Genomic DNA, 22,460 nt, shown 5'->3' with positions numbered 1-22,460 from the left:
GGCTCAAGTGTTGCGCCGCGGCGGAGCCGGATTCGTCAGGCCGTGGCCGGCTGCTTCGCCGCGATCGAGCCGAGCAGGTCGTCGAACGCCTTGGCGAAGGAGGCGACACCCTCCTCGACCAGCCGATCGGTGACGCCGTTCAGGTCGAGGCCGAGCCGCTCGACTTCCGACAGCACGTGGCGGGCATCGTTGACGTCGGCGGTCAGCGTCTCCGCCACCGTGCCGTGGTCGCGGAACGCGTCCATCGTCGCGGGTGGCATCGTGTTGACGGTGTCGCGTCCGATCAGCGTGTCGATGTAAAGCGTGTCGGGATAGGCCTTGTCCTTGACCCCGGTCGACGCCCACAGCAGCCGCTGCGGCTGCGCACCCTTGGCGGCGAGCGCCTGCCAGCGGTCCGACTTTTCGAAGTCGAGGAACCATTGATAGGCGAGCTTGGCGTTGGCGATCGCGACCTTGCCGCGCAGCACCTTGAGCGCCGCCGACTCCGGATCGTTCTCGGCGACGCGGCGGTCGATCTCCTTGTCGATCGTCGAATCGATACGGCTGACGAAGAAGCTGGCGACGCTGGCGATCCGGTCGATCGGCTGGTTCTGGCGGACGCGCTCCTCGAGACCGGTCGCATAAGCCTCGGCGACACGGATGTACGCGTCCTTCGAGAAAAGCAGCGTGACGTTGACGTTGATCCCCTTGGCGATCGTCGCGCTGATCGCGGGTGCGCCAGCCGGCGTCCCGGGGATCTTGATCATCAGGTTCGGCCGGTCGACCGCGTGCCACAGCTTCTCCGCCTCGGCGATCGTCGCATCAGTGTCGTCGGCGATATAGGGCGAGACCTCGAGGCTGACATAGCCGTCCTTGGCGTCGAGCCGGTCGTAGACCGGCTTCAGCGTCTCGGCCGCAGCCTTGATGTCCTGGATCGCCAGCGCCTCGTAGCGGTCGATCGTCGCCGCGCCGGGATGGCTCTTGTCGAAATCGGCGAGAGTTGCGTCATAGGCGTCGCCGTGACCCATCGCTTTCTCGAAGATCGACGGGTTGGAGGTGACGCCGGTCAGGCCGTCCTCGTCGACCAGCTTCTGCAGGCCGCCGGCCTCCAGGAACTTGCGATCGACGAAGTCCAGCCACACCGCGGTACCGGCCTGGCTCAGGTCCTTGAGCGTGCTCATCACTTCGTCTCCAGCATCTCTTTGGCCACCTTGACGACGTTGTCGACGGTGAAGCCGTATTTGTCCTGCAGCTTGGATATGGGGGCGGAGGCGCCGAACGTCGACATGGTGATCTGGCGACCTTCGTAGCCGACATAGCGGTCCCAGCCGATCGGCCCGGCCTGCTCGACGGCGAGCCGCGCCTTGACCGCCTTGGGCAGCACGCTTTCTTTATATTCGTCCGACTGGAGTTCGTAGCGGTACCAGCTCGGCAGGCTGACGACGCGGCTGTTGACGCCCTCCGCCTTCAGCTTTTCGTGCGCCTGCACCACCAGCGCGAGCTCGCTGCCGGTCGCGAGGAGGATCACGTCTGGCGTCCCGTCGCTGTCGGCGAGCACGTAGCCGCCCTTCAGCACGCCGTCCGCCGGCGCATATTTCTCGCGGTCGAGCGTCGGCAGCGCCTGGCGCGAGAAGATCAGCGCAGTCGGCCGGCTGGCATCCTCCAGCGCGGCGCGCCAGGCATAGGCGACCTCGTTGGCGTCGCCCGGGCGGATCGTGTCCAAGCCGGGGATCGCGCGCAGCGAGGCGAGATGCTCGATCGGCTGGTGCGTCGGGCCGTCCTCGCCGACGCCGATCGAATCGTGCGTGAAGACCCAGATGCTCGCCAGCTCCATGATCGCCGACAGGCGGATCGGCGGCCGCATATAGTCGGCGAAGACCAGAAAGGTGGAGCCGTAGGCGCGCAGGTGCGACAGCGACATGCCGTTGACCACGGCACCCATGCCATGTTCGCGGACGCCGAAGTGGAAGTTCTGACCGCCGTAGTTCGACGCCTCGAAACTGTCCTTGCCCTTGATGTCGGTCTTGGTCGACGGCGCCAGGTCGGCCGAACCGCCGATCAGCCACGGCAGTTTGCCGACCAGCGCGTTGAGCACCTTGCCGCCCGAATCGCGGCTGGCGAGGCCCTTCTCGTCGGCCGGGAACACCGGCACGTCCGCATCCCAGTCGGCGGGCAGCTGGTCCTTCAGCATCAGGTCAAGCTCGGCGGCCAGATCGCCATGCTCGCTGCGATAGCGATCGAAGGTTGCGACCCATGCGTCGCGCAGCTTGCCGCCGCGATCCTTCAGCGTGCCGTTCAGATGCTCGCGCACGCCGTCGGGAACGTAGAAGTCCCTGTCTTCCGGCCAGCCATAGGCGCGCTTGGTCGCCTTGACGTTGTCGACGCCGAGCGGCTCGCCATGCGCCTTCTCGCTGCCGGCCTTGGGGCTGCCCCAGCCGATGACGGAATGGACGACGATGAAGGTCGGCTTGTCGTTCGTCGCCTTGAACGTCTCGATCGCCTTGGCGAAGGTGGCGGTGTCATTGGCGTCGTCGACATGGATGACGTTCCAGCCATAGGCCTGGAAGCGCTTGCCGACGTCCTCGTCGAACGCGAGATCGGTCGACCCCTCGATCGAGATGTGGTTGCTGTCGTAGATCCAGCACAGGTTCGACAGCTTCAGATGGCCGGCGATGCTCGCCGCCTCGGACGCGACGCCCTCCATCATGTCGCCGTCGCCGCACAGCGCATAGACGTCATGGTCGAACAGCGTGAAGCCCGGCTTGTTGTAGCGCGCCGCCAGCCAGCGCTCGGCGATCGCCATGCCGACCGAATTGCCCGCACCCGCGCCCAGCGGACCGGTCGTCGTCTCAACGCCGGTGGTGTGGCGATATTCGGGGTGACCGGGCGTCTTCGACGACAGCTGGCGGAAGCCCTCGATGTCGGCGAGGCTGACCGCCTCCTTGCCCGTCTTGTTGCCGTCCGCGTCGATCTCCTCGATCCCGGCCAGGTGAATCAGGCTGTACAGCAGCATCGACGCGTGGCCGACCGACAGCACGAAGCGGTCGCGGTTCGGCCAGTCGGGATGTGCCGGATCGTAGCGCAGGAATTGCGACCACAGCGTATAGCCGACGGGCGCGAGCGCCATCGGCGTGCCGGGGTGGCCGGAATTCGCCTTCTGCACGGCATCCATCGCCAGGGTGCGGATCGTATCGATCGTCAGCCGCTCGATCGAGCCGTCCTCGCGAAAGGCGGTGTCTTGCGCAGGCGCGCCGGTGGTGATGGTGTCGGACATGGAAAAGGGGCCTCGCTCTTGTCGCGGGTCGAACGCGGCGCGCCCGATCCGGTTGCCTGTCTCGGCGCGGCCTTAGCTCGCCCCGTCGCCCCGTTCCAGCCGCGAAACGACTCCGGCCTCGGCGATATAGGCGACGTCGACCTGATCGAGGAACAGGCCGTGCCCCAGCACGCCGGGGATCGCTTCCAGCCGGCGCGCAACCGCTACCACATCGGCAAGGTCGAACCGGCAATCCGCGACCAGATTGCCGTTGTCCGTCAGATAGGGCCGGTCGCCCGCCATCCGCAGCACCGCGGCCTCGCCGAGTGCCCGCAGCACGAAGGCGCGCGCGAACGGCAGGATTTCGACCGGCACCGGTGCCTTCGTTCCGATCGCCGCCACCCGCTTGCTGCCGTCCGCGATCACCACCATCCGATCGGACGCTTCGGCGACCACCTTCTCCCGCAGCATCGCCCCGCCCGCACCTTTGACCGCGTAGAGCCGCGTGTCGATCTCGTCGGCACCGTCGATGGTCAGGTCGATGCGCGGCACATCGGCGAAGTCGAGGACGACGATACCCAGCGACTCGGCGAGCGTCGCACTGGCATGCGAGGTCGCCACCGCCCGGATCGCGAGCCCTCCGGCGACCCGCTCGCCGAGCCGGCGGATCGCATGGGCGGCGGTCGATCCGGTCCCCAGCCCGATCAGCATGCCGTCCCGCACCTCCTCGATCGCGGCCGCCGCGGCCGCATCCTTGTCGCCGTCGCTATCTGTCTGTGCCGTCATGATTTACGTCCGCCTTGCTGCCCCACTGCGACAATTTGCGACACTTATAACGCCCCCATCGGCTTGCATTTCCGCCGTTTTGCCCGGCATTGGACATGTGCATGCAACCAAAGACCCCGATGACGGATTATCGCGCGGTCGCGGTCGCGCGGACCGAAGACACTGCCGGGTGAACCACTTGACCACATCATCGAATCGCAGGCTCCGAGCGTCGGCCGGAGTCGCCACCAGCGCCGCCGTCCTCGCCCTGGCGTTCACCCTTTCCGCTTGTGGCGGCGGTCACTCCGAACAGAAGGGCAAGGGCGGCCCCGGCGGCGCAGCCGGTCCCGCCACCGTCGGCTATGTCGTGGTACAGCCGTCGAGCGCCGCGATGGTCACCGAACTCGCCGGGCGGACCAACGCCTATGAAAGCTCGGACGTGCGGCCGCAGGTCAACGGCATCATCCGTCGCCGTTTCTTCACCGAGGGCACGATCGTCCGCAAGGGTCAGCCGCTCTACGAGATCGATCCGCGCCTGTATCGCGCCTCGGTCAACCAGGCGCGCGCCAATCTGCTGAGCGCCCAGGCCAATGCGGAGGCGACGCGCATCCAGGCGGACCGCTATCGCCCGCTGGCGCAGATCGAGGCGGTGTCGAAGCAGGAATATACCAACGCCGTCGCCTCCGCACGCCAGGCCGCCGCCTCGGTCGCGCAGAACCAGGCCGCGCTGGAAACGGCGCGCGTCAACCTCAGTTTCACGACGGTGCCCGCGCCGATCACCGGACGGATCGGCCGCTCGCTCTACACCGTCGGCGCGCTGGTTTCCGCCAGCCAGACCGATCCGCTCGCGCAGATCCAGCGGCTCGATCCGATGTTCGTCGACATCCAGCAATCCGCGGCCGACCTGCTCAGCCTGCGCCGCAGCCTGGCGCAGGGGGGCGTCACGCCCGCCTCGGCGCAGGTGCGGCTGATCCTCGAGGACGGCAGCGACTATGGCCAGACCGGCACCGTCGAATTCGCCGAAACCGTGGTCGACACGCAGACCGGCACCGTAACGCTGCGCGCGCGCTTCCCCAATCCGCAGGGTCTGTTGCTGCCCGGCATGTTCGTCCGCGCCCGCTTCGCGCAGGCGATCAACACCAATGCCTTCCTGGTGCCGCAGCAGGCGATCTCACGCGATCCGAAGGGTAACGCGACGCTGTTCGTCGTCGGCCCGAACAACAAGGCGGTGCAGCGCACCGTCACCGCCGACCGCACCCAGGGCACCAATTGGGTCGTCACCAAGGGGCTCAACGCCGGCGACAAGATCATCACCCAGGGTCTCGCCAACGTGAAGCCGAACCAGGCGATCAAGCCGGTACCGGCGAACAGCCCGCAACAGGTCAAGCCGCCGTCCCCCGAGGAGATGAAGAAGGCGCAGGAAAAGGGCGGCGCCGCCGGCAAGGGCGGGCGCTGAGCCGATGATCAGCCGCATCTTCATCGATCGCCCCATCTTCGCATGGGTGCTGGCGATCATCACCATGATGGCGGGCATCGGCGCGATCCTGTCGCTGCCGATCGCGCAATATCCCGACGTCGCGCCGCCGCAGGTGTCGATCCGCGCCACCTTCCCCGGCGCATCGGCACAGACGCTGCAGAATTCGGTGACGCAGGTCATCGAACAGCAGCTGACCGGCATCGACGGCCTGCTCTATTTCCAGTCCTCCTCGTCCAGCCGCGGCGCGGTGACGATCACCGCCACCTTCGACAAGGGCACCGATCCGGACATCGCCCAGGTCCAAGTGCAGAACCAGGTCCAGCAATCGGTCGCGCGCCTGCCGCAGCAGGTGCAGCAACAGGGCCTCGTCGTCCGCAAGTCGAATCCGGACTTCCTGCTGATCGCCGGCGTCTATGACGAGACGGACCGGATGACCAACCAGGACGTCTCCGACTATCTCGTCTCCAACCTGCAGGACCCGCTGGGCCGTATCCAGGGCGTCGGCGACACCAACGTCTTCGGCTCGCAATATGCGATGCGCATCTGGCTCAACCCGGAACGGCTCGCCTCCTATCAGCTGATGCCGTCCGACGTCATCACCGCGATCCAGAACCAGAACACCGAAGTCGCGGCCGGCGAAGTCGGCGGCCTGCCGATGCCGACGACGCAGATGCTGAACGCGACGGTCACCGCGCAGTCGCGCCTTCAGACGCCGGAGCAATTCCGCGAGATCATCGTCAAGACGCTGAACAACGGCGCCACCGTGCGCCTGTCCGACGTCGCGCGGATCGAGCTCGGCGCCGAAAGCTATGCCGCGGTCAGCCGCGTCAACCGCCACCCCGGCGCCGGCATCGCGGTGCTGCTCGCCCCGGGCGCCGACGCGCTGAAGACCGCCGAACTGGTCAAGGCGGAGGTCAACCGGATCGCCAAGGGCTTCCCGGCCGGCCTGAAGGTCGCCTACGCCAACGACACCACCGCCTTCATCAAGCTGTCGATCGAGGAAGTGGTCAAGACGCTGGTCGAAGCGATTATCCTCGTCGTCATCGTCATGTTCGTCTTCCTGCAAAGCTGGCGCGCGACCCTGATCCCGACGATCGCGGTGCCGGTGGTGCTGCTCGGCACCTTCGCGGTGTTCAAGTTCGCCGGCTTCTCGATCAACACGCTGACGCTGTTCGGGCTGGTGCTCGCGATCGGTCTGCTGGTCGACGACGCCATCGTCGTGGTCGAGAACGTCGAACGGCTGCTCGACGAAAATCCCGACATGACGCCGCGCGAGGCGACGATCGAGTCGATGAACGAGATCAGCGTCGCGCTGATCGCGATCGCGCTCGTCCTGTCGGCGGTGTTCCTGCCGATGGCGTTCTTCGGCGGGTCGACCGGCGTCATCTACCGACAATTCTCGGTCACCGTGGTCGCCGCGATGGTGCTGTCGGTGCTGGTCGCGCTGATCCTGTCGCCCGCCCTGACCGCGACCCTGCTCAAGCAGAAGAAGAAGGAGGGCGAGGATGGCGGCTGGCTGGAACGCAAGCTGCCGCGCGTCGCGCACGCGCTCGATCGCGCCAAGCACGGCTTCAACGACCGGTTCGATCGGGGGATCGAGCGCTACACCGTCGCCGTCCGCCACGTCGTCGACCGCAAATGGCTGTTCCTGCTGATCTACGTCGGCATCGTCGCGTTGCTCGCCGTGCTGTTCCTGCGCCTGCCGACCGGCTTCCTGCCGACCGAGGACCAGGGTGCCGCGCTGGTCCAGTTCCAGCTGCCCGCGGGCGCGACCCAGGGTCGCACGCTCGAGGTGCAGCGCCAGGTCGAGAAATATTTCGCCGACAATGAGGGCGCCAATACGTCGGTGATGTTCACCGTCGCCGGCGGTGGCGGCGGCGGCACCAGCGGCCAGAACACCGGCCAGGGCTTCCTCAACCTCACCGACTGGGCCGATCGCAAGGGCAAGGAGAATACCGCCGACGCCATCACCGCCCGCGCCTCTGCCGCCTTCCGCGGCCTGCGCGACGCACGCGTCTATGCGCTGGTGCCGCCGGCGGTGCGCGGCCTCGGCCAGTCGAACGGCTTCACCATGGAGCTGCAGAACACCAGCGGCATGAGCCAGGACAAGTTCGAGGCGGTGCGCGACCAGTTGCTCGCCGCCGCCAATGCCGACCCGACGATGACGTCGGTGCGCCTGACCGAGCTGCCGGACATCGCGACGCTGCAGGTCAATATGGACAACCAGAAGCTCGCGGCGCTGGGTCTGACGCAGAGCCAGGCCAATTCGACGCTGTCGACCGCCTGGGGCGGCCAGTACGTCAACGACTTCATCGACCGCGGCCGCGTCAAGCGCGTCTACGTCCAGGGCGACGCGCCCTATCGGGCCGAGCCGGACGATCTGAAACAGTGGTTCGTGCGCGGATCGAACAACCAGATGGCGCCCTTCTCGTCCTTCTCGACGATCAGCTGGAGCCAGGCGCCGACCACGCTGTCCCGGTTCAACGGCATTCCGTCGTTCGAATTCCAGGGCTCCGCCGCCGCCGGCAAGAGCTCGGGCGACGCGATGGCAAGGATGGCCGAACTCGCCGCCAAGATCCCCGGCGTGTCGGTCGCCTGGGCGGGATTGTCCTACCAGGAACGGCTGTCCTCGGGCCAGGCGCCGCTGCTCTATGCGCTGTCGATCGCGGTCGTCTTCCTCTGCCTCGCGGCATTGTACGAAAGCTGGTCGATCCCGTTCGCGGTGCTGCTGATCATCCCGCTCGGCCTGATCGGCGCGATCGCCTTCGTCACGCTGCGCGGCCTGACCAACGACGTCTATCTGCAGATCGGCCTGCTGACGACGATGGGCCTCGCCGCGAAGAACGCGATCCTGATGATCGAATTTGCCGAACAGGCGGAAAAGCAGGGCAAGCGCGTCATCGACGCCGCGCTGGAAGCCGCGCGCATCCGTCTCCGCCCGATCCTGATGACCAGCTTCGCCTTCATCTTCGGCGTGCTGCCGCTGGCGATCTCGACCGGTGCGGGCGCCAACAGCCGCATCGCGATCGGCACCGCGGTGATCGGCGGCATGCTGACCGCGACGGTGCTGGCGATCTTCTATATCCCGCTGTTCTTCGTGCTCGTCCGCCGCGGCGTGCGCGACGGCCTCGCCAAGCTGCGCGGCAAGCCGACCGGCCACCACGATGCCCGTGACGACCAGCCGCCTGCCCCGCCGATGCCCCCCGCCGAGCCGGAGCCCGCCTGATGCGCCGCCTGATCCTGTCCTCGCTGATCGGCGCGACGATGCTGTCGGGCTGTTCGATGGAGCCGAAATACGTGCGGCCCGACCTGCCGGTGCCGCCGTCCTGGCCGGTCGGCGACGCCTATCTGCGCCAGTCGGAGGCGGCGCTGCCGGCGCTCGGCTATCGCGACGTGTTCCGCGATCCGCGGCTGCAGGCGATCATCGACCAGGCGCTCGCCAACAACCGCGACCTGCGCACCGCCGCCGCCAATATCGTCGCGGCGCGGGAACAATATCGCATCCAGCGCGCCAATCTGCTGCCGACGATCAACGCCACCGGCCGCTACACCTATTCGGGCGGCGGCAACGGCACGACGACGGTCGCGAGCAGCGGCGACAGCGGCACCAACACCGGCACCAGCACCGGCACCGGCACCGGCGGTGTCGGAACCGGCACGGGCACGGGCACGGGAACGGGCACCGGCGGCACCGGAACGGGCACCTCGACCGGCGGCACGGGCAGCACCGGCACCGTCACCACCACCAGCCGGTCGGGCAGCGCCTATTCGGTCAGCCTCGGCACCACCGCCTTCGAGCTCGACCTGTTCGGCCGCATCCGCTCGCTGTCGCGCGCCGCGCTCGACCGCTATTTTGCGACCGAGGCGGCGGCCCGCGCGACCCGGCTGACCCTGGTCGGCGAGGTCGCCTCCGCCTGGCTGACCTATGCCGCCGACCGCAGCCTGCTCAAGATTGCGCAGGATACCGCCACCAGCGCGCAGAAATCGGTGCAGTTGACCCGCGCCCGGCTGGAGGGCGGCGTCAGCGCCCGTACCGATCTCACCCAGGCGCAGCAGATCCTGGAAACCGCCAACGCCGATCTTGCCGAACAAACGACGCTGGTCGCGCAGGACGTCAACGCGCTGCAGCTGCTCGTCGGCGCGCCGGTCGATCCGGCGCTGCTGCCCGACAGCATCGACACCGCCGGCGCGACCATCGTCAACGTGCCCGCCGGCCTCGACAGCGGCGTGCTGCTGCGCCGCCCCGACGTCGTCCAGGCGGAATATACGCTCCGTTCCTACAACGCGCAGATCGGCGCCGCGCGCGCGGCCTTGTTCCCGCGCATCTCGCTGACCGGGCTGGTCGGCTTCGCCAGCGACGCGCTGCGCACGCTATTCGCCGGCGGCGCGTTCAACTATTCGGTCGCGCCCTCGGTCAGCTATCCGATCTTCCAGGCGGGTGCCGGACGCGCCAACGTCCGCTATACCGAGGCGCAGCGCGACGCCGCTTTGGCGACCTACGAGAAGACGATCCAGACCGCCTTCCAGGAGACGGCCGACGCGCTGGCGCGGCAGGGCACGATCGACGCGCAACTGCGCGCCAACAGCAACTTCCGCGCCGCCGCCGCCGACACGCTGCGGCTGACCAATGCGCGCTATCAGGGCGGCATCGACACCTTCCTGTCGAGCCTCGATGCGCAACGCTCCTTCTATTCGGCACAGCGCACGCTGGTGGCGACGCAGCTGACCGCCGCGACCAACCGGGTCACTCTGTACCAGGCGATCGGCGGCGATTCGTCACTGGAGGCGGCCGCGGACGGTCCCAGGCCGGTGACGCCGAGCGGCGCTCCCCGGCCACAGCAACCGGCGACGGCGGCGCCGTGACCGAAGGGGTACGGGACGCGGAGTCACGTACCGTCCCGTCCGGTCAGTCCTTGCCGCCGCCGCGCAGCGGTGCGACGGCATCGCGGCCGATCGCTATGATCATCTCGCTGATCTCACGCGCCTGATCCATCGCACGCTGGCCCTGACCGCGCAGATATTCGCCCTGAATGCGCATCACGTCGCTCAGGTCGCGGGCCTGGGCCGCCTCGCGCATCGCGGCAAACGCCTCGTGCGTGTTGCGCTCAGCCTGTTCGATCATCTTCAGGCCGATCGCCTGCCCGCCTTCGGCGACCTGCTGGCCCGATGCCCGCATCGCCTCGCCGGCGCGACGCGCCGGATCGACGACGTGGTCGGCAAAGCCGTCGCGCGCACGCTGGGCCGCCTGCTGCCAATCGCCGGTCGCGCCGGTGGCCTCCCCGTTCCCGTTTGCCGCATCGTCCGCCATACCGTCCTCCAGAAGTGTCGTGGATAAGGCGGAACGCCGCCTGTCCCGGTGCAACGCGCAGCGGGGCGCGGCGTTGCGGGCATGGATCACACGTCGCTGATGCAGCGCAGGACCAGGGCGAAGCCGGCGCCGGTCAGCGCCAGCCGGGCCCCATCCGGCCCGCCATGGTTGCCAGGGTTGATCAAACCATGCTCGACCAGCACCGCCAACCAGCGCTGCGCAACGGCCGGCCGAATGCCCGCCGCCGCCGCCGCCGCATCGAGCCTGAGCTCGCGCCCTTCCTCATAGGCGATGAAGGTCGCGAGCAGCAGGTCCCAGCTCGGCTCGCCGAACAATTCGGCGCGCGTCCCCGCGGCCGCATCGCGCGCGCGTCGCTGGGCGAACAGCACGCGCGCGCGCTCGACGTCGCTCGGCTCCTCGGGGCCGGACGGGACTTCGGCGACGATCTCGCCGCGCCCGCGCCGTGCGACGGCGCGCACCCGCGCCAGGGCGGAGGCCAGCCGCTCATATTCGTCGCGGTCGCGCTCCGGCCAGCGCAGTAAGCGGATGTCGGCAGTCATGGATGATTCGATCCGATCAAGGCAGCGGCGACCAGTCCGGGTCGCTGCCGAAGCGCGCCACGCGACGTCGGTGACGGACCGCCCCCACGGCGAGCAGCAACAGCATCGGATAGGCGATCTTGCCGCTGGCGCCGGCGTACATCCACGGCACCAGCGTCGGCTGGATCGCCTTCACCCCGTGGATCGCGATGGCGAGGAAGTGCAGCGCGGTGACGTAGAGCGGCCAGTAACGATCCGCCCGCAGTGCGATGCCGACCAGCCCGCCGAGCATGGCGACATCGACCAGCAGCAGCATCGGCTCGAGCCGGCCGAAGGGACGCAGGGCGTCGGAGAAAGGGGCGACGAAGGTCGCCGCCGCGCCCAAGATGAAGACCAGCGCCGTCCAGCGTTCCGGCGCGCCGCCCGCATAAAAGGCTATCGCGCAGGTCAGCAGCAGCGTCAGGTTGAAGACGATGACGTGAGTCATGGCTCGGCCGATCGATGGAGCAAGCAAGGACCGGCCAAGCCATGAGCCCTAGGCAGCGATGCGCAGCGGAGCGACATCGACACCCGTCGGGGCGAATGCGGGCTTCGGCTTTTCATCGCCGAAGCTCGTTTCGAACCCGATCTGCTTGCCAACCTTTTCGATGACACGATGGCCGGCGACGGTGTGACCGCGCGCCGCGCCGATCGCCAGGATCGCCTGGCCGAGCACTTCGAACGCTTGCTGCCCCGCGATTGCGGGCAGATTGGCGGCGGCGCGGGCGCGGGGCAGTGCGGCGAGCAATTCGCCCCCGGTGGCGAACGCCTCGTCCAGCTGGATTTCCAGCCGCCACAGCAACTGCGCCACCAATTCGGCCGCGGCCTGCGAGTTCGCCTGAGACATAGCCACCTTTCCACCCGATGCCGGGTCCTGTTCGAGGGTCAGGAAAGGGTGCGCGAGACGGCCTCGATAAGACCGGTCAGCGCCTGGAGGCCCGTCATCAGCATGCCGAAACCGACGGCAATGCCGAGTGCGATGACCGGCATCCAGATCAACCGGTCGCCGACCGACAGGTCGTTGCCGCGTTGCCCTTTCCGCCGGAAGGGCAACCGAATTCCCGGGGAGCGCGCTGTCAGCGACGGCTCCCCGGTCACCCCCGGTTGCCTGGCGAACGTGTCGTCCGGCGAAGTCGGGAATGGCAGGTCGGTCGGGAGCGCCGCCAGCCGCGCAGAATCACCCCCCATTTTGTCGGGGGCGGTCACGGCGGGCACGAATTCCGCCTTCGCAGCCTCCGTCACCGTCGAGTCGCCGGCCGCGGCACGTGATGCTTCGTGTTCCGCCAACAGCAGCGCCGCGTCACGGCGGTTGCGCGCACCGAGGATGCGCACCGCTTCGGTGAGATAGCCGTCAACCGTCGACTTCTCGACGCCCAGGGCCGCCGCGATCTCCTTGGACCCCAGCAAGGCGCGAACGCCGCGCAGGCATTCGCGATGGCGTTTGGTCAGGCGGTCGAATCGCGCGTCATCGCCCGCTGGCGCGTCCACGATCGGCGATGCCGCCGCGCCCGTTGGCGCCTGGCCGCCGCCGCCGTCTTCCCGAATGTCAGCCCCGCTCGTCACGCCATGTCCCAATCCCGCTGACCTGCCGGCCCCGATAACATGCTTAACCGGCTCGGCAAAAACCGGCGCTTCGTCCCTCATGCCCCGCGCCGTCGTACATCGGTTGACGCGCCGCGTCATCGTCCCGCGCTGGCACGACCGAAAAGCACGGGTGGCGGGCCGCGCGGAAAGCCGGCACCATCGCGCTCGCCCGCCGCCTGAGAACCGGATCATGCCCCGCCTGCCCCGCGCCCTGCTTGCCAAGACCATCCTCGCGATCGCCGTGCTCGGAATTGCGGCCGGCACGACGCTGTCGCGGGCGCCGGCCTCGATGGCTGCCGCCGCCGCACCGATACCCGCGCCGGCACCGGCGCGCGTCGTGGCGGTCGCACCGGCACCGTCGCCGCGGCCCAGCACGCTGCCGACGCCGGCCGCGGCGATGACGATCAAGCGCGTGCTCGACATCGGTCCGATCAAGTTCGGCGATTATGCCTGGGACGACGAGGGCGTGCCCGACGGGCCGCTGATCATCACCGTCGATCTCGCCGCACAGACGCTGTCGGTGTTCCGGGACGGGTACGAGATCGGCGCGGCCGCGATTCTCTACGGCACGGATGACAAGCCGACCCCCCTCGGCACCTTCCCGATCACCCAGAAGGATGCCGACCACGTCTCGACGCTCTATCATGCCCCGATGCCCTATATGCTGCGGCTGACCAATGACGGCGTCTCGATCCATGGGACGGAGGTCGCTTGGGGCTATGCGACGCACGGCTGCGTCGGCGTGCCGACGGCGTTTGCCAAGAAGCTGTTCGCCGTCGCCAAGCTCGGCGATCGCGTCATCGTCACCCGCGGGCGGGTGCTGACCGCGTCGAACCGCTGAACCGCAAGGTGTTTTTCACCCATTTATATGATCTCGATGCAATCAAAGTGATTTGATTGAGACAGGTCGTATGGGATCGGTTACCCCCGGCAAGGTAAGCAGGACTGCGCTATTTCTGCCTGGAGGTAATATGCTCGAGCGAGACGCGGACGCCGCCAGGCTGGACACACTGGCCCAATATGGCTTGCTCGACACCCCGCCCGAACGCCAGTTCGATGCGATCGTCGAGTCGGCCCGCCAGCACACCAACACGCCGATTTCCACCATCTCGCTGATCGACGCACGGCGGCAGTGGTTCAAGGCGCGGCTCGGCCTCGATTCGCAGGAAGGGCCGCTGTCCGAATCCTTCTGTGCGCACGCCATCGAAAGCGACGCGATGCTGGTCGTGCCCGATGCGACGCAGGACGCACGCTTCCGCGACTTTCCCAATGTCACCGGCGGCACCGCTATCCGCTTCTATGCCGGCGCGCCGCTAAAGATGCGCAACGGCGAGCGGATCGGCACCCTGTGCGTCGTCGACGTCGTGCCACGCGAAGGGCTGGACGACGAGGAACGCGCGGCGCTGGAGGATCTTGCCCGCCGCACCGTCGCCGCCTTCGAGCTGCGCCGCGATCTTATCGAATCGGGTCACGAACCGGCTACGACCGCCGCGGATCGCCGCGCCTGGCTGACCCAGGCGTCGGCCTATCTCGCCAAGGCCTGGGCGGCGCTCGACCAGGTCGGCGCGACCGCGCCGATCGCGCATCTGGAACAGGTCATCGTCGACGTCGACGCGCTTCGGCTGGCGAGCGAATAGCGATCCAAATCAGCGGGATGCGGCCGGTGCCCGGCGCCTGCGCGGCGGGTCCGCGCGGGCAACCCCATTCGCACCGACGTGAAGACTTTCCCCGCCGGTAACCCCTTGCTAAGGCCCGCGCGACGACAGGCTTAGCCAAGCGCTCCTCGCGCGCCCGCGCGGTGTCCCCGACGCCGCCTCCCCAGGCGCGAAATCGAGCCAGACAGAAGGGACACGACATGACCGCCATCGGCCAGGACAGCCTCAAGACCCGCACGACGCTCGACGTCGGCGGCAAGGCCTACGATTATTTCAGCCTCGCCAAGGCGGCGGAAAAGTTCGGCGACATCAGCCGCCTGCCCTTCTCGATGAAGGTGCTGCTGGAAAACATGCTGCGTTTCGAGGACGGCAAGACCGTCACCGAGGAGGACGTCAAGGCGATCGTCGACTGGCAGCAGGAACGCCGCAGCGACCGCGAGATCCAGTATCGCCCGGCGCGCGTGCTGATGCAGGATTTCACCGGCGTGCCCTGCGTCGTCGACCTCGCCGCGATGCGCGACGCGATCACCAAGCTCGGCGGCGACGCGGCCAAGATCAACCCGCAGGTCCCCGTCCACCTCGTCATCGACCATAGCGTCATGGTCGACGAATTCGGCACGCCCAAGGCGTTCGAGGACAATGTCGACCTCGAATATCAGCGCAACGGCGAGCGCTACGAGTTCCTGAAATGGGGGTCGAAGGCGCTCAACAACTTCCAGGTCGTGCCGCCGGGCACCGGCATATGCCACCAGGTGAACCTGGAATATGTCAGCCAGGCGATCTGGTCGTCGACTGAAAGCGGCGACTTCGCCAATGGCACCTCGGCGATCGCCTATCCCGACACGCTGGTCGGCACCGACAGCCACACGACGATGGTCAACGGCCTCGGTGTGCTCGGCTGGGGCGTCGGCGGCATCGAGGCGGAAGCGGCGATGCTCGGCCAGCCCGTGTCGATGCTGATCCCCGAAGTCGTCGGGTTCAAGCTGACCGGCGCGCTGAAGGAAGGCATTACCGCCACCGACCTGGTGCTCACCGTCACCCAGATGCTGCGCGCCAAGGGCGTCGTCGGCCGCTTCGTCGAATTCTACGGCCCGGGTCTGTCGTCGATGACGCTCGCCGACCGTGCGACCATCGCCAACATGGCGCCCGAATATGGCGCTACCTGCGGCTTCTTCCCGATCGACGACAAGACGATCGAATACATGCGCCTGACCGCGCGTCCGGAAGAGACGATCGCGCTGACCGAAGCCTATGCCAAGGCGAACGGCTTCTGGCGCCATGAAGATGCCGCCGATCCCGTGTTCACCGACACGCTGGAGCTCGACATGGGCACCGTCACCGCGTCGCTCGCCGGCCCGAAGCGTCCGCAGGACCGCGTCAGCCTGACCAAGGTCGACGAGGTGTTCAACGGCGACCTCGCCAAGCTGTACCACAAGGATCGGCCCGAGCGCGTCGCGGTCGCCGACCGCGGCCATGACATCGGCGACGGCGACGTCGTCATCGCCGCGATCACCAGCTGCACCAACACGTCGAACCCGTCGGTGCTGGTTGCCGCCGGCCTGGTCGCACGCAAGGCCAACGCGCTCGGCCTGAAGCCCAAGCCCTGGGTCAAGACCAGCCTGGCGCCGGGTTCGCAGGTCGTCACCGACTATCTCAACAAGGCCGGCCTGACCCAGGACCTCGACGCGATCGGCTTCAATCTGGTCGGCTATGGCTGCACCACCTGCATCGGCAATTCCGGCCCGCTGCCGGGTCCGATCTCGGCCGCGATCAACGAGAACGACCTCGTCGCCGCCTCCGTCCTGTCGGGCAACCGCAACTTCGAGGGCCGCGTCTCGCCCGACGTACGCGCCAACTTCCTCGCCTCGCCGCCGCTCGTCGTCGCCTATGCGCTGAAGGGCACGGTGACGCAGGACATGGTCGAGACTCCGCTCGGCCAGGGCAAGGACGGCCAGGACGTGTTCCTGAAGGACGTCTGGCCGTCGAACCAGGAAGTCGCCGAGGTGATGGCGGCGAACATCGACGACGAGATGTTCCGCAGCCGCTACGGCAACGTCTATGCCGGCGACGAGAAGTGGCGCCAGATCGACGTCACCGGCTCGGCGACCTATAGCTGGCCGACCGGATCGACCTATGTCGCCAACCCGCCGTATTTCGAGGGCATGGAGATGACCCCGAAGCCGGTCACCGACATCGTCGAGGCCAAGCCGCTGGCGATCCTGGGCGATTCGATCACCACCGATCACATCAGCCCGGCCGGCTCGATCAAGGCCGACAGCCCCGCCGGCCAGTGGCTGACCGAGCGTCAGGTCGCGCGCAAGGACTTCAACAGCTATGGCGCGCGTCGCGGCAACGACCATGTCATGGTCCGCGGCACCTTCGCCAACATCCGCATCAAGAACGAGATGGTGCCGGGCGTCGAAGGCGGCATGACGCAATATGACGGCGAGGTGATGCCGATCTACGACGCGGCGATGCGCCACAAGGCGGACGGAACGCCGCTCGTCGTCGTCGCCGGCAAGGAATATGGCACCGGCTCGTCGCGCGACTGGGCGGCGAAGGGCACGAACCTGCTCGGCGTCCGCGCGGTGATCACCGAAAGCTTCGAGCGTATCCACCGGTCGAACCTAGTCGGCATGGGCGTGCTGCCGCTGCAGTTCGCCGATGGCGTCACCCGCCAGACGCTGAAGCTGGACGGCACGGAGACGTTCACGATCACCGGCGTCGCCAATCTGCGGCCGCGCCAGACCGTCGAGGTGACGCTGAAGCGCGCCGACGGCAGCACCGAGACGTTCGAGACGCGCTGCCGGATCGATACCATCAACGAGCTGGAATATTTCCTCAACGGCGGCATCCTGCAGTACGTGCTGCGCAAGCTCGCCGCCTGATCCCACCGGTGACGACGAATACGGGGGAGGTGCCGCGACGCGCCTCCCCTTTTTCGTGACGGCAGAACGGCCGGGCGGTTCCTGCCTCAAAACGGCGAAGCGGTGCCCGCGCGCAACACTCCGTTACAATCGCGCATCACCCCGTTCACAACTCTTGTGCACCGCGGCACCGGCTGCCATCCTGGCCACAGGTTGGTCACAAGCCACGCGCGCGGTCGCCTGACCGGGAACAGACGCGGGCAGCCATCCTGGCAGGCCGGGACATCGACCTTCTTCGACTCGAAAGGGACACGATGCGCTTCACCCATTTCTTGCTCGCCGGCCTCGCGCTGACGGCAGCCGCGCCGGCCTTGGCGCAGGACGAAACCGCGCCGCCGCCGGCGCTGAAGCTGTCCGGCGGCACGACGCTGATCAGCGACTATCGCTTCCGCGGCGTCACCCAGTCCGACAGCGATCCCGCATTGCAGACGACGCTCAGCCTGACGCACAAATCGGGCTTCTACGTCGGCACCTTCCTGTCGACGATCGATGGTTCGGGCCGCACGCCCGCGCTGACCGGCTATGGCCGGGCGGAGATCGATCTGTACGGCGGCTTCACCAAGAGCCTGAAGAGCGGCCTCGGCGTCGACATCGGCCTGCTCTATTACGACTATGACGGCCACAACAACGGCCAGCGGACCAACTTCTTCGAGCCCTATGCCGCGGTGACCTACACGCTCGGGCCGCTATCGACCAAGGCGGGCGCCGCCTATGCCTGGGGCGGTCAGAGCGGCCTCAAGGGCTTCGACGTCAAGGGCGGCAACGACGACAATATCTATGTCTACGGCGAGGCCGCGGCGGCGATCCCGACGACCCCGATCACGCTCAAGGGGCATCTGGGCTATTCCAAGGGATCGCTCGGCTCGCTGAACGCGCCCGGCAGCAATGACGACACCTATCTCGACTGGTCGGCGACGGCCGAAGCGGTCGGTGGCCCGTTCAAGGTCGGCGTCAGCTACGTCGACACCGACATCAGCGAAAGCAACCGCTTCGCGACGCGGCTGGGCCGCGGCTCGACCGTGCTCGCCTATATCGGCACGACCTTTTGACAATTGTCTAGCCCCTCCCCTTGAGGGGAGGGGTTGGGGTGGGGGCTGTCCGCGAGCGCATTCCTTGCGGCGACGCCCCACCCCCTACCCCTCCCCTGAAGGGGAGGGGCTTGGTATCAAACCTTACTGTGCCGAGGCGCGCGCGTCCTGACCGTCGCCCTGCGGCGCGGCGACGATGTCGCGGGTGGTCGACCCCTTGTCGACGACGTTGGTGCCCGGATCGCCGACCGACGAACGGATGCCGGTATCGGCCGCGTCGTCGCCCGCCTGCTGCAGCACGCCGTTTTCCGCCTGGCTGCGCTGCTGGTTGCCGCCGAACAGCGCCTGCAGCGTCTGCGCCGTGGACGCATTGTCCTGCGGCCGTGCCGCGCCCGGCTGCGGCGGCACCAGCGAATAATCGGGCGGAATCACCAGCGGCGCCTGACGCGCGACGGCGAATTCGTCGGGGCGTGCGCGGTCGTAGCCGCGCTTGCCGCAGCCGGACAGCAGGGCGACGCAGGCAAGGCCAGTGGCAACGGCAACGAACTTACGCATGGGGATTCTCCGAAACTGCGTCGCGCTTGTCGCGCATCAGGAGCGCGCGGACAAGCAGCACCAGCACGCCGAGGGTGATCGCCGCATCCGCGACGTTGAAGACGAGGAACGGCCGCCATTCGCCGAAATGAAGGTCGGCGAAATCGACGACATAGCCGAACCGCACGCGATCGACGATATTGCCGATCGCCCCGCCCAGGATCGCGCCCAGCGCGATCCGGTCGGCGCGCTGCGTCTCGCGCGTCATCCACACCGCCACCGCGGCGGCGATCGCACCGGTCATCGCGACCAGCGCCCAGCGCATCGCATCGGTGTCGGCATGCAGATAGCCGAGCGACACGCCGTGATTGGCAACGAAGCGCAGGTTGAAGAACGGCGTGACGTAGCGCGCGTCGGTCAGGTCGGTGAGACCCAGACCGCGCGTGACGCCGATCTTGCTCAACTGGTCGACCAGGAAGACGACGGCCGCGGTGACCAGGCCGACGACGGGCAGCTTACGCATCGCCGACCACCCCCGCGCAGCGATCGCACAGCGCGCCGTCCGTCGTCACCTCGGGCAGATGCCGCCAGCATCGGCCGCATTTGTGATAGTCGGTACGACGCACGGTGACCCCCTCGCCCGCATCGACGCGCGCGACGATGAACGTCTCCGCCAGCGCCGCCGCCGGCAGCGGCAGATCGGGCACGGTCACCTCCGCTTCCAGGCTGGAGCGCACGGTCTTCTCGCGACGCAGCGGCTCGATCGCCTCCGTCACCGTCTGGCGCAGCGCGCGCACGTCCGCCCAGTCGGTCGACAGCGGGTCGTCGCCGGCGACGGCGGGCAGTTCCGGCCATTCGAGGAAGTGCACCGACTGATCGTCGCTCGGGAAGCGCGCCTGCCACACCTCCTCGGCGGTGAAGCACAGGATCGGCGCGGCATAGCGGACGAGCGCGTGGAACAGCAGGTCGAGCACGGTGCGATAGGCGCGCCGCTTCGGATCCGCCGCCGCGTCGCAATACAGCGAGTCCTTGCGAATATCGAAGAAGAAGGCCGACAGATCCTCGTTGGCGAAGTCGGTCAGCCGGCGCAGGTAGCGATTGAGCTCGAACCCCTCCGCCGCCTCGCGCAGGTCGACGTCGAGCCGGCCGAGCAGGGTCAGCACATAGCGTTCCAGTTCCGGCATCGCGGCGACCGGCACCTTCTCGGCGTCGCTGAACCCGTCGAGCGCGCCGAGCAGGTAGCGGAAGGTGTTGCGCAGCTTGCGATAGGCGTCGGACGCCGTCGCCAGCACCTCCTTGCCGATCCGCACGTCGTCGAAATAGTCGGTCGAGGCGACCCACATGCGCAGGATGTCGGCGCCGCTCTCGCCGATCACCTTCAGCGGATCGACGACGTTGCCGAGGCTCTTCGACATCTTGCGCCCCTTGTCGTCGAGCGCGAAGCCGTGCGTCAGCACCGCGTCATAGGGCGCCCGCCCGCGCGTGCCGCAGCTTTCGAGCAACGACGACTGGAACCAGCCGCGATGCTGGTCGGAGCCTTCGAGGTACAGATTGGCGCGGACGTCCTCGCCATAGCGCGCCTCGACGGTGAAGACGTGCGTCGAGCCCGAATCGAACCAGACGTCGAGGATGTCCTCGACCACCTCGTAATCGGCGAGATCGTAATTCGGGCCGAGCAGCGCCTGATGGTCGGCGGTGAACCAGGCATCGGCGCCGCCGGCCTCGAACGCCGCGACGATGCGGGCGTTGACCGCGGCATCGACCAGATATTCGCCCGACTGGCGGTGGACGTAGAGCGCGATCGGCACGCCCCAGGCGCGCTGGCGGCTGATCACCCAGTCCGGCCGCCCCTCCACCATCGAGCGGATGCGGTTGCGGCTCCGCTCCGGCACCCAGCGGGTGTGTTCGATCGCGTCGAGCGCGGTTTCGCGCAGCGTCGCGCCGTTGCTCGGGGCGCCGGCACCCTGCGGCAGGATCGCGCGGTCCATCGGGATGAACCATTGCGGCGTCGCGCGGAAGATCACCTTCGCCTTCGACCGCCAGCTGTGCGGATAGCTGTGCGCGAAATCGTCGGACGCGGAGAGCAGCGCCCCCACCTCACGCAAATCGCTGCAGATCGGCCCGTCGGCGCCGACGAACTTCTTGTTGATGACGCTGCCCTGGCCGCCCAGCCACGCCCAGTCGGCCCGGTAGAAGCCGGCGCCGTCGACCGCGAACACCGGCTCGATGCCGTTGGCCTTGCACAGCAGGAAGTCGTCCTCGCCATGGTCGGGCGCCATGTGGACCAGGCCGGTGCCGGCGTCGCGCGTCACGAACTCGCCGGCCAGGAACGGCCGCGGCTTGGCGAAGAAGCCGCCCAGCGCATGCTTCGGGTGCCGCGCGGTCGCGCCCTCCAGCGCCGCACCCTTCACCAGCGCGACGAACTCGTCCATCGCCAGTCCGGTACGCTTCAGGAACGCCGGCAGCAGATTTTCCTCGACCAGGAACCGCCGCTCGCCGCCACGGAACAGGACGTAGTCGAGCGCCGGATTGTAGGCGAGCGCCTGGTTGACCGGGATCGTCCACGGCGTCGTCGTCCAGATCACCGCGGTCGCGCCGACCAGTATCTCCGCCTCCGGCGCGGACGCGATCTCGAACCCGACGTCGATCTGGGTCGAGACGATGTCCTCATATTCGACCTCCGCCTCGGCCAGCGCGGTCTTTTCGACCGGCGACCACATCACCGGCTTGGCGCCGCGATACAGCTGGCCGGATTCGGCGAACTTGAGCAGCTCGCCGACGATCGCCGCCTCGGCACCATAATTCATGGTCAGATACGGATCGGCCCAGTCGCCCATCACGCCCAGCCGCTGGAACTGGCCGCGCTGCACGTCGACCCAGCCCGTCGCATAGGCGCGGCATTCGGCGCGGAAGTCGGCGACCGGCACGTCGTCCTTGTTCTGCTTCTTGGCGCGATACGCCTCCTCGACCTTCCATTCGATCGGTAGGCCGTGGCAATCCCAGCCGGGCACATAGGGCGCGTCCTTGCCCATCAGCGACTGGCTGCGCACGATGATGTCCTTCAGGACCTTATTCATCGCATGGCCCATGTGGATGTCGCCGTTGGCGTAGGGCGGGCCGTCGTGCAGGATGAACAGCTCGCGCCCCTTACGGATCGCGCGCAACCGGTCGTACAGGCCGATCCGCTGCCACCGCTCCAGGATCGCCGGTTCCTTGGCGGCAAGACCCGCCTTCATCGGAAAGTCGGTCTTTGGCAGGAAGACGGTGTCGCGCCAGTCCCTGGTGGCGTTAGGGGCGGCGTCGCGGGCGGTATCGGGCGCAGAGGCGTCGGTCATAGAATTGCGCGCTCTAGCGGAAGTCCGCCGCCTGTGT

General features: G+C 67.8%; 18 protein-coding genes. 7 read left to right on the top strand and 11 right to left on the bottom strand.

Translation table 11 applies throughout. The features are described from left to right. Positions 1–35: 35 nt before the first annotated feature. The 3 genes from tal to rpiA form a co-directional block, all read right to left on the bottom strand. Positions 36–1,160 (bottom strand): transaldolase, encoded by a 1,125-nt coding sequence (gene tal / locus D9601_RS01270; protein ID WP_198352126.1) that lies wholly within the window; start codon positions 1,158–1,160, stop codon positions 36–38. Further along, positions 1,160–3,253 carry a transketolase gene (gene tkt, locus D9601_RS01265; RefSeq protein WP_198352125.1) on the bottom strand — a complete coding sequence of 698 codons (2,094 nt, stop codon included), beginning with the start codon at positions 3,251–3,253 and terminating at the stop codon, positions 1,160–1,162. The genes tal and tkt overlap by 1 nt, the downstream gene beginning before the upstream one ends. A gap of 72 nt (positions 3,254–3,325) precedes the next feature. Next, entirely contained in the window at positions 3,326–4,018 is a 693-nt protein-coding gene (gene rpiA, locus D9601_RS01260; RefSeq protein ID WP_198352124.1) for a ribose-5-phosphate isomerase RpiA, read from the bottom strand. 178 nt (positions 4,019–4,196) lie between these two features. Between rpiA and D9601_RS01255 the strand changes: the two genes are divergently transcribed. From D9601_RS01255 to D9601_RS01245, 3 genes are read left to right on the top strand one after another with little or no spacing between them, the layout of a single operon-like run. Next, positions 4,197–5,453 (top strand): efflux RND transporter periplasmic adaptor subunit, encoded by a 1,257-nt coding sequence (locus D9601_RS01255; protein WP_332837871.1) that lies wholly within the window; start codon positions 4,197–4,199, stop codon positions 5,451–5,453. A gap of 4 nt (positions 5,454–5,457) precedes the next feature. Then, on the top strand, positions 5,458–8,700 hold the full coding sequence (locus tag D9601_RS01250) for an efflux RND transporter permease subunit (RefSeq protein WP_198352122.1): 3,243 nt from the start codon (positions 5,458–5,460) through the stop codon (positions 8,698–8,700). Next, complete coding sequence (locus D9601_RS01245; protein ID WP_198352121.1) at positions 8,700–10,337, top strand: efflux transporter outer membrane subunit; 1,638 nt, start codon at positions 8,700–8,702, stop codon at positions 10,335–10,337. The genes D9601_RS01250 and D9601_RS01245 overlap by 1 nt, the downstream gene beginning before the upstream one ends. A gap of 43 nt (positions 10,338–10,380) precedes the next feature. Here D9601_RS01245 and D9601_RS01240 read toward each other — a convergent pair whose 3' ends face one another. From D9601_RS01240 to D9601_RS01220, 5 genes are all read right to left on the bottom strand, one after another. Then, on the bottom strand, positions 10,381–10,782 hold the full coding sequence (locus D9601_RS01240) for a phasin family protein (RefSeq protein ID WP_198352120.1): 402 nt from the start codon (positions 10,780–10,782) through the stop codon (positions 10,381–10,383). An 86-nt stretch (positions 10,783–10,868) separates the two neighbouring features. Further along, positions 10,869–11,342, bottom strand: a complete 474-nt coding sequence (locus D9601_RS01235; RefSeq protein WP_198352119.1) for a hypothetical protein — start codon at positions 11,340–11,342, stop codon at positions 10,869–10,871. 16 nt (positions 11,343–11,358) lie between these two features. After that, positions 11,359–11,808, bottom strand: coding sequence for a hypothetical protein (locus D9601_RS01230; RefSeq protein WP_198352118.1), 450 nt, complete (start codon positions 11,806–11,808; stop codon positions 11,359–11,361). Positions 11,809–11,856: 48 nt separating this feature from the next. After that, positions 11,857–12,207 carry a hypothetical protein gene (locus D9601_RS01225; protein ID WP_198352117.1) on the bottom strand — a complete coding sequence of 117 codons (351 nt, stop codon included), beginning with the start codon at positions 12,205–12,207 and terminating at the stop codon, positions 11,857–11,859. A gap of 38 nt (positions 12,208–12,245) precedes the next feature. Further along, positions 12,246–13,004 (bottom strand): helix-turn-helix domain-containing protein, encoded by a 759-nt coding sequence (locus D9601_RS01220; RefSeq protein WP_198352116.1) that lies wholly within the window; start codon positions 13,002–13,004, stop codon positions 12,246–12,248. Positions 13,005–13,134: 130 nt separating this feature from the next. Between D9601_RS01220 and D9601_RS01215 the strand changes: the two genes are divergently transcribed. The 4 genes from D9601_RS01215 (at position 13,135) to D9601_RS01200 (ending at position 18,575) form a co-directional block, all read left to right on the top strand. Then, positions 13,135–13,785: a L,D-transpeptidase family protein gene (locus D9601_RS01215; protein WP_232473769.1), complete on the top strand. Its 651-nt coding sequence runs from the start codon at positions 13,135–13,137 to the stop codon at positions 13,783–13,785. Positions 13,786–13,915: 130 nt separating this feature from the next. After that, entirely contained in the window at positions 13,916–14,581 is a 666-nt protein-coding gene (locus tag D9601_RS01210) for a GAF domain-containing protein (RefSeq protein ID WP_198352115.1), read from the top strand. Positions 14,582–14,799: 218 nt separating this feature from the next. Beyond that, positions 14,800–17,487 (top strand): aconitate hydratase AcnA, encoded by a 2,688-nt coding sequence (gene acnA / locus D9601_RS01205; protein ID WP_198352114.1) that lies wholly within the window; start codon positions 14,800–14,802, stop codon positions 17,485–17,487. Between the two features lie 293 nt (positions 17,488–17,780). Beyond that, complete coding sequence (locus D9601_RS01200) at positions 17,781–18,575, top strand: TorF family putative porin (RefSeq protein WP_198352113.1); 795 nt, start codon at positions 17,781–17,783, stop codon at positions 18,573–18,575. Positions 18,576–18,698: 123 nt separating this feature from the next. On the opposite strand, the gene D9601_RS01195 is transcribed toward D9601_RS01200, so the two are convergent. Genes D9601_RS01195 through ileS form a run of 3 tightly spaced genes read right to left on the bottom strand, consistent with a single transcriptional unit; the run spans position 18,699 to position 22,423 of the window. Beyond that, entirely contained in the window at positions 18,699–19,109 is a 411-nt protein-coding gene (locus D9601_RS01195) for a DUF3035 domain-containing protein (RefSeq protein ID WP_198352112.1), read from the bottom strand. Continuing rightward, positions 19,102–19,611, bottom strand: coding sequence for a signal peptidase II (gene lspA / locus D9601_RS01190; protein WP_198352111.1), 510 nt, complete (start codon positions 19,609–19,611; stop codon positions 19,102–19,104). The genes D9601_RS01195 and lspA overlap by 8 nt, the downstream gene beginning before the upstream one ends. Further along, the gene (gene ileS / locus D9601_RS01185) at positions 19,604–22,423 is read right to left on the bottom strand and encodes an isoleucine--tRNA ligase (protein WP_198352110.1); all 2,820 of its coding nucleotides are present in this window, start codon (positions 22,421–22,423) and stop codon (positions 19,604–19,606) included. Before ileS ends, lspA begins: the two co-directional genes overlap by 8 nt. Positions 22,424–22,460 lie beyond the last annotated feature (37 nt).

This window comes from Sphingomonas sp. MA1305 (assembly GCF_016107325.1).
Classification (GTDB): Bacteria; Pseudomonadota; Alphaproteobacteria; order Sphingomonadales; family Sphingomonadaceae; genus Sphingomonas.
Note: the sequence above shows the minus strand (reverse complement) of the source record. Positions and strands in the feature narration are given on the sequence as shown.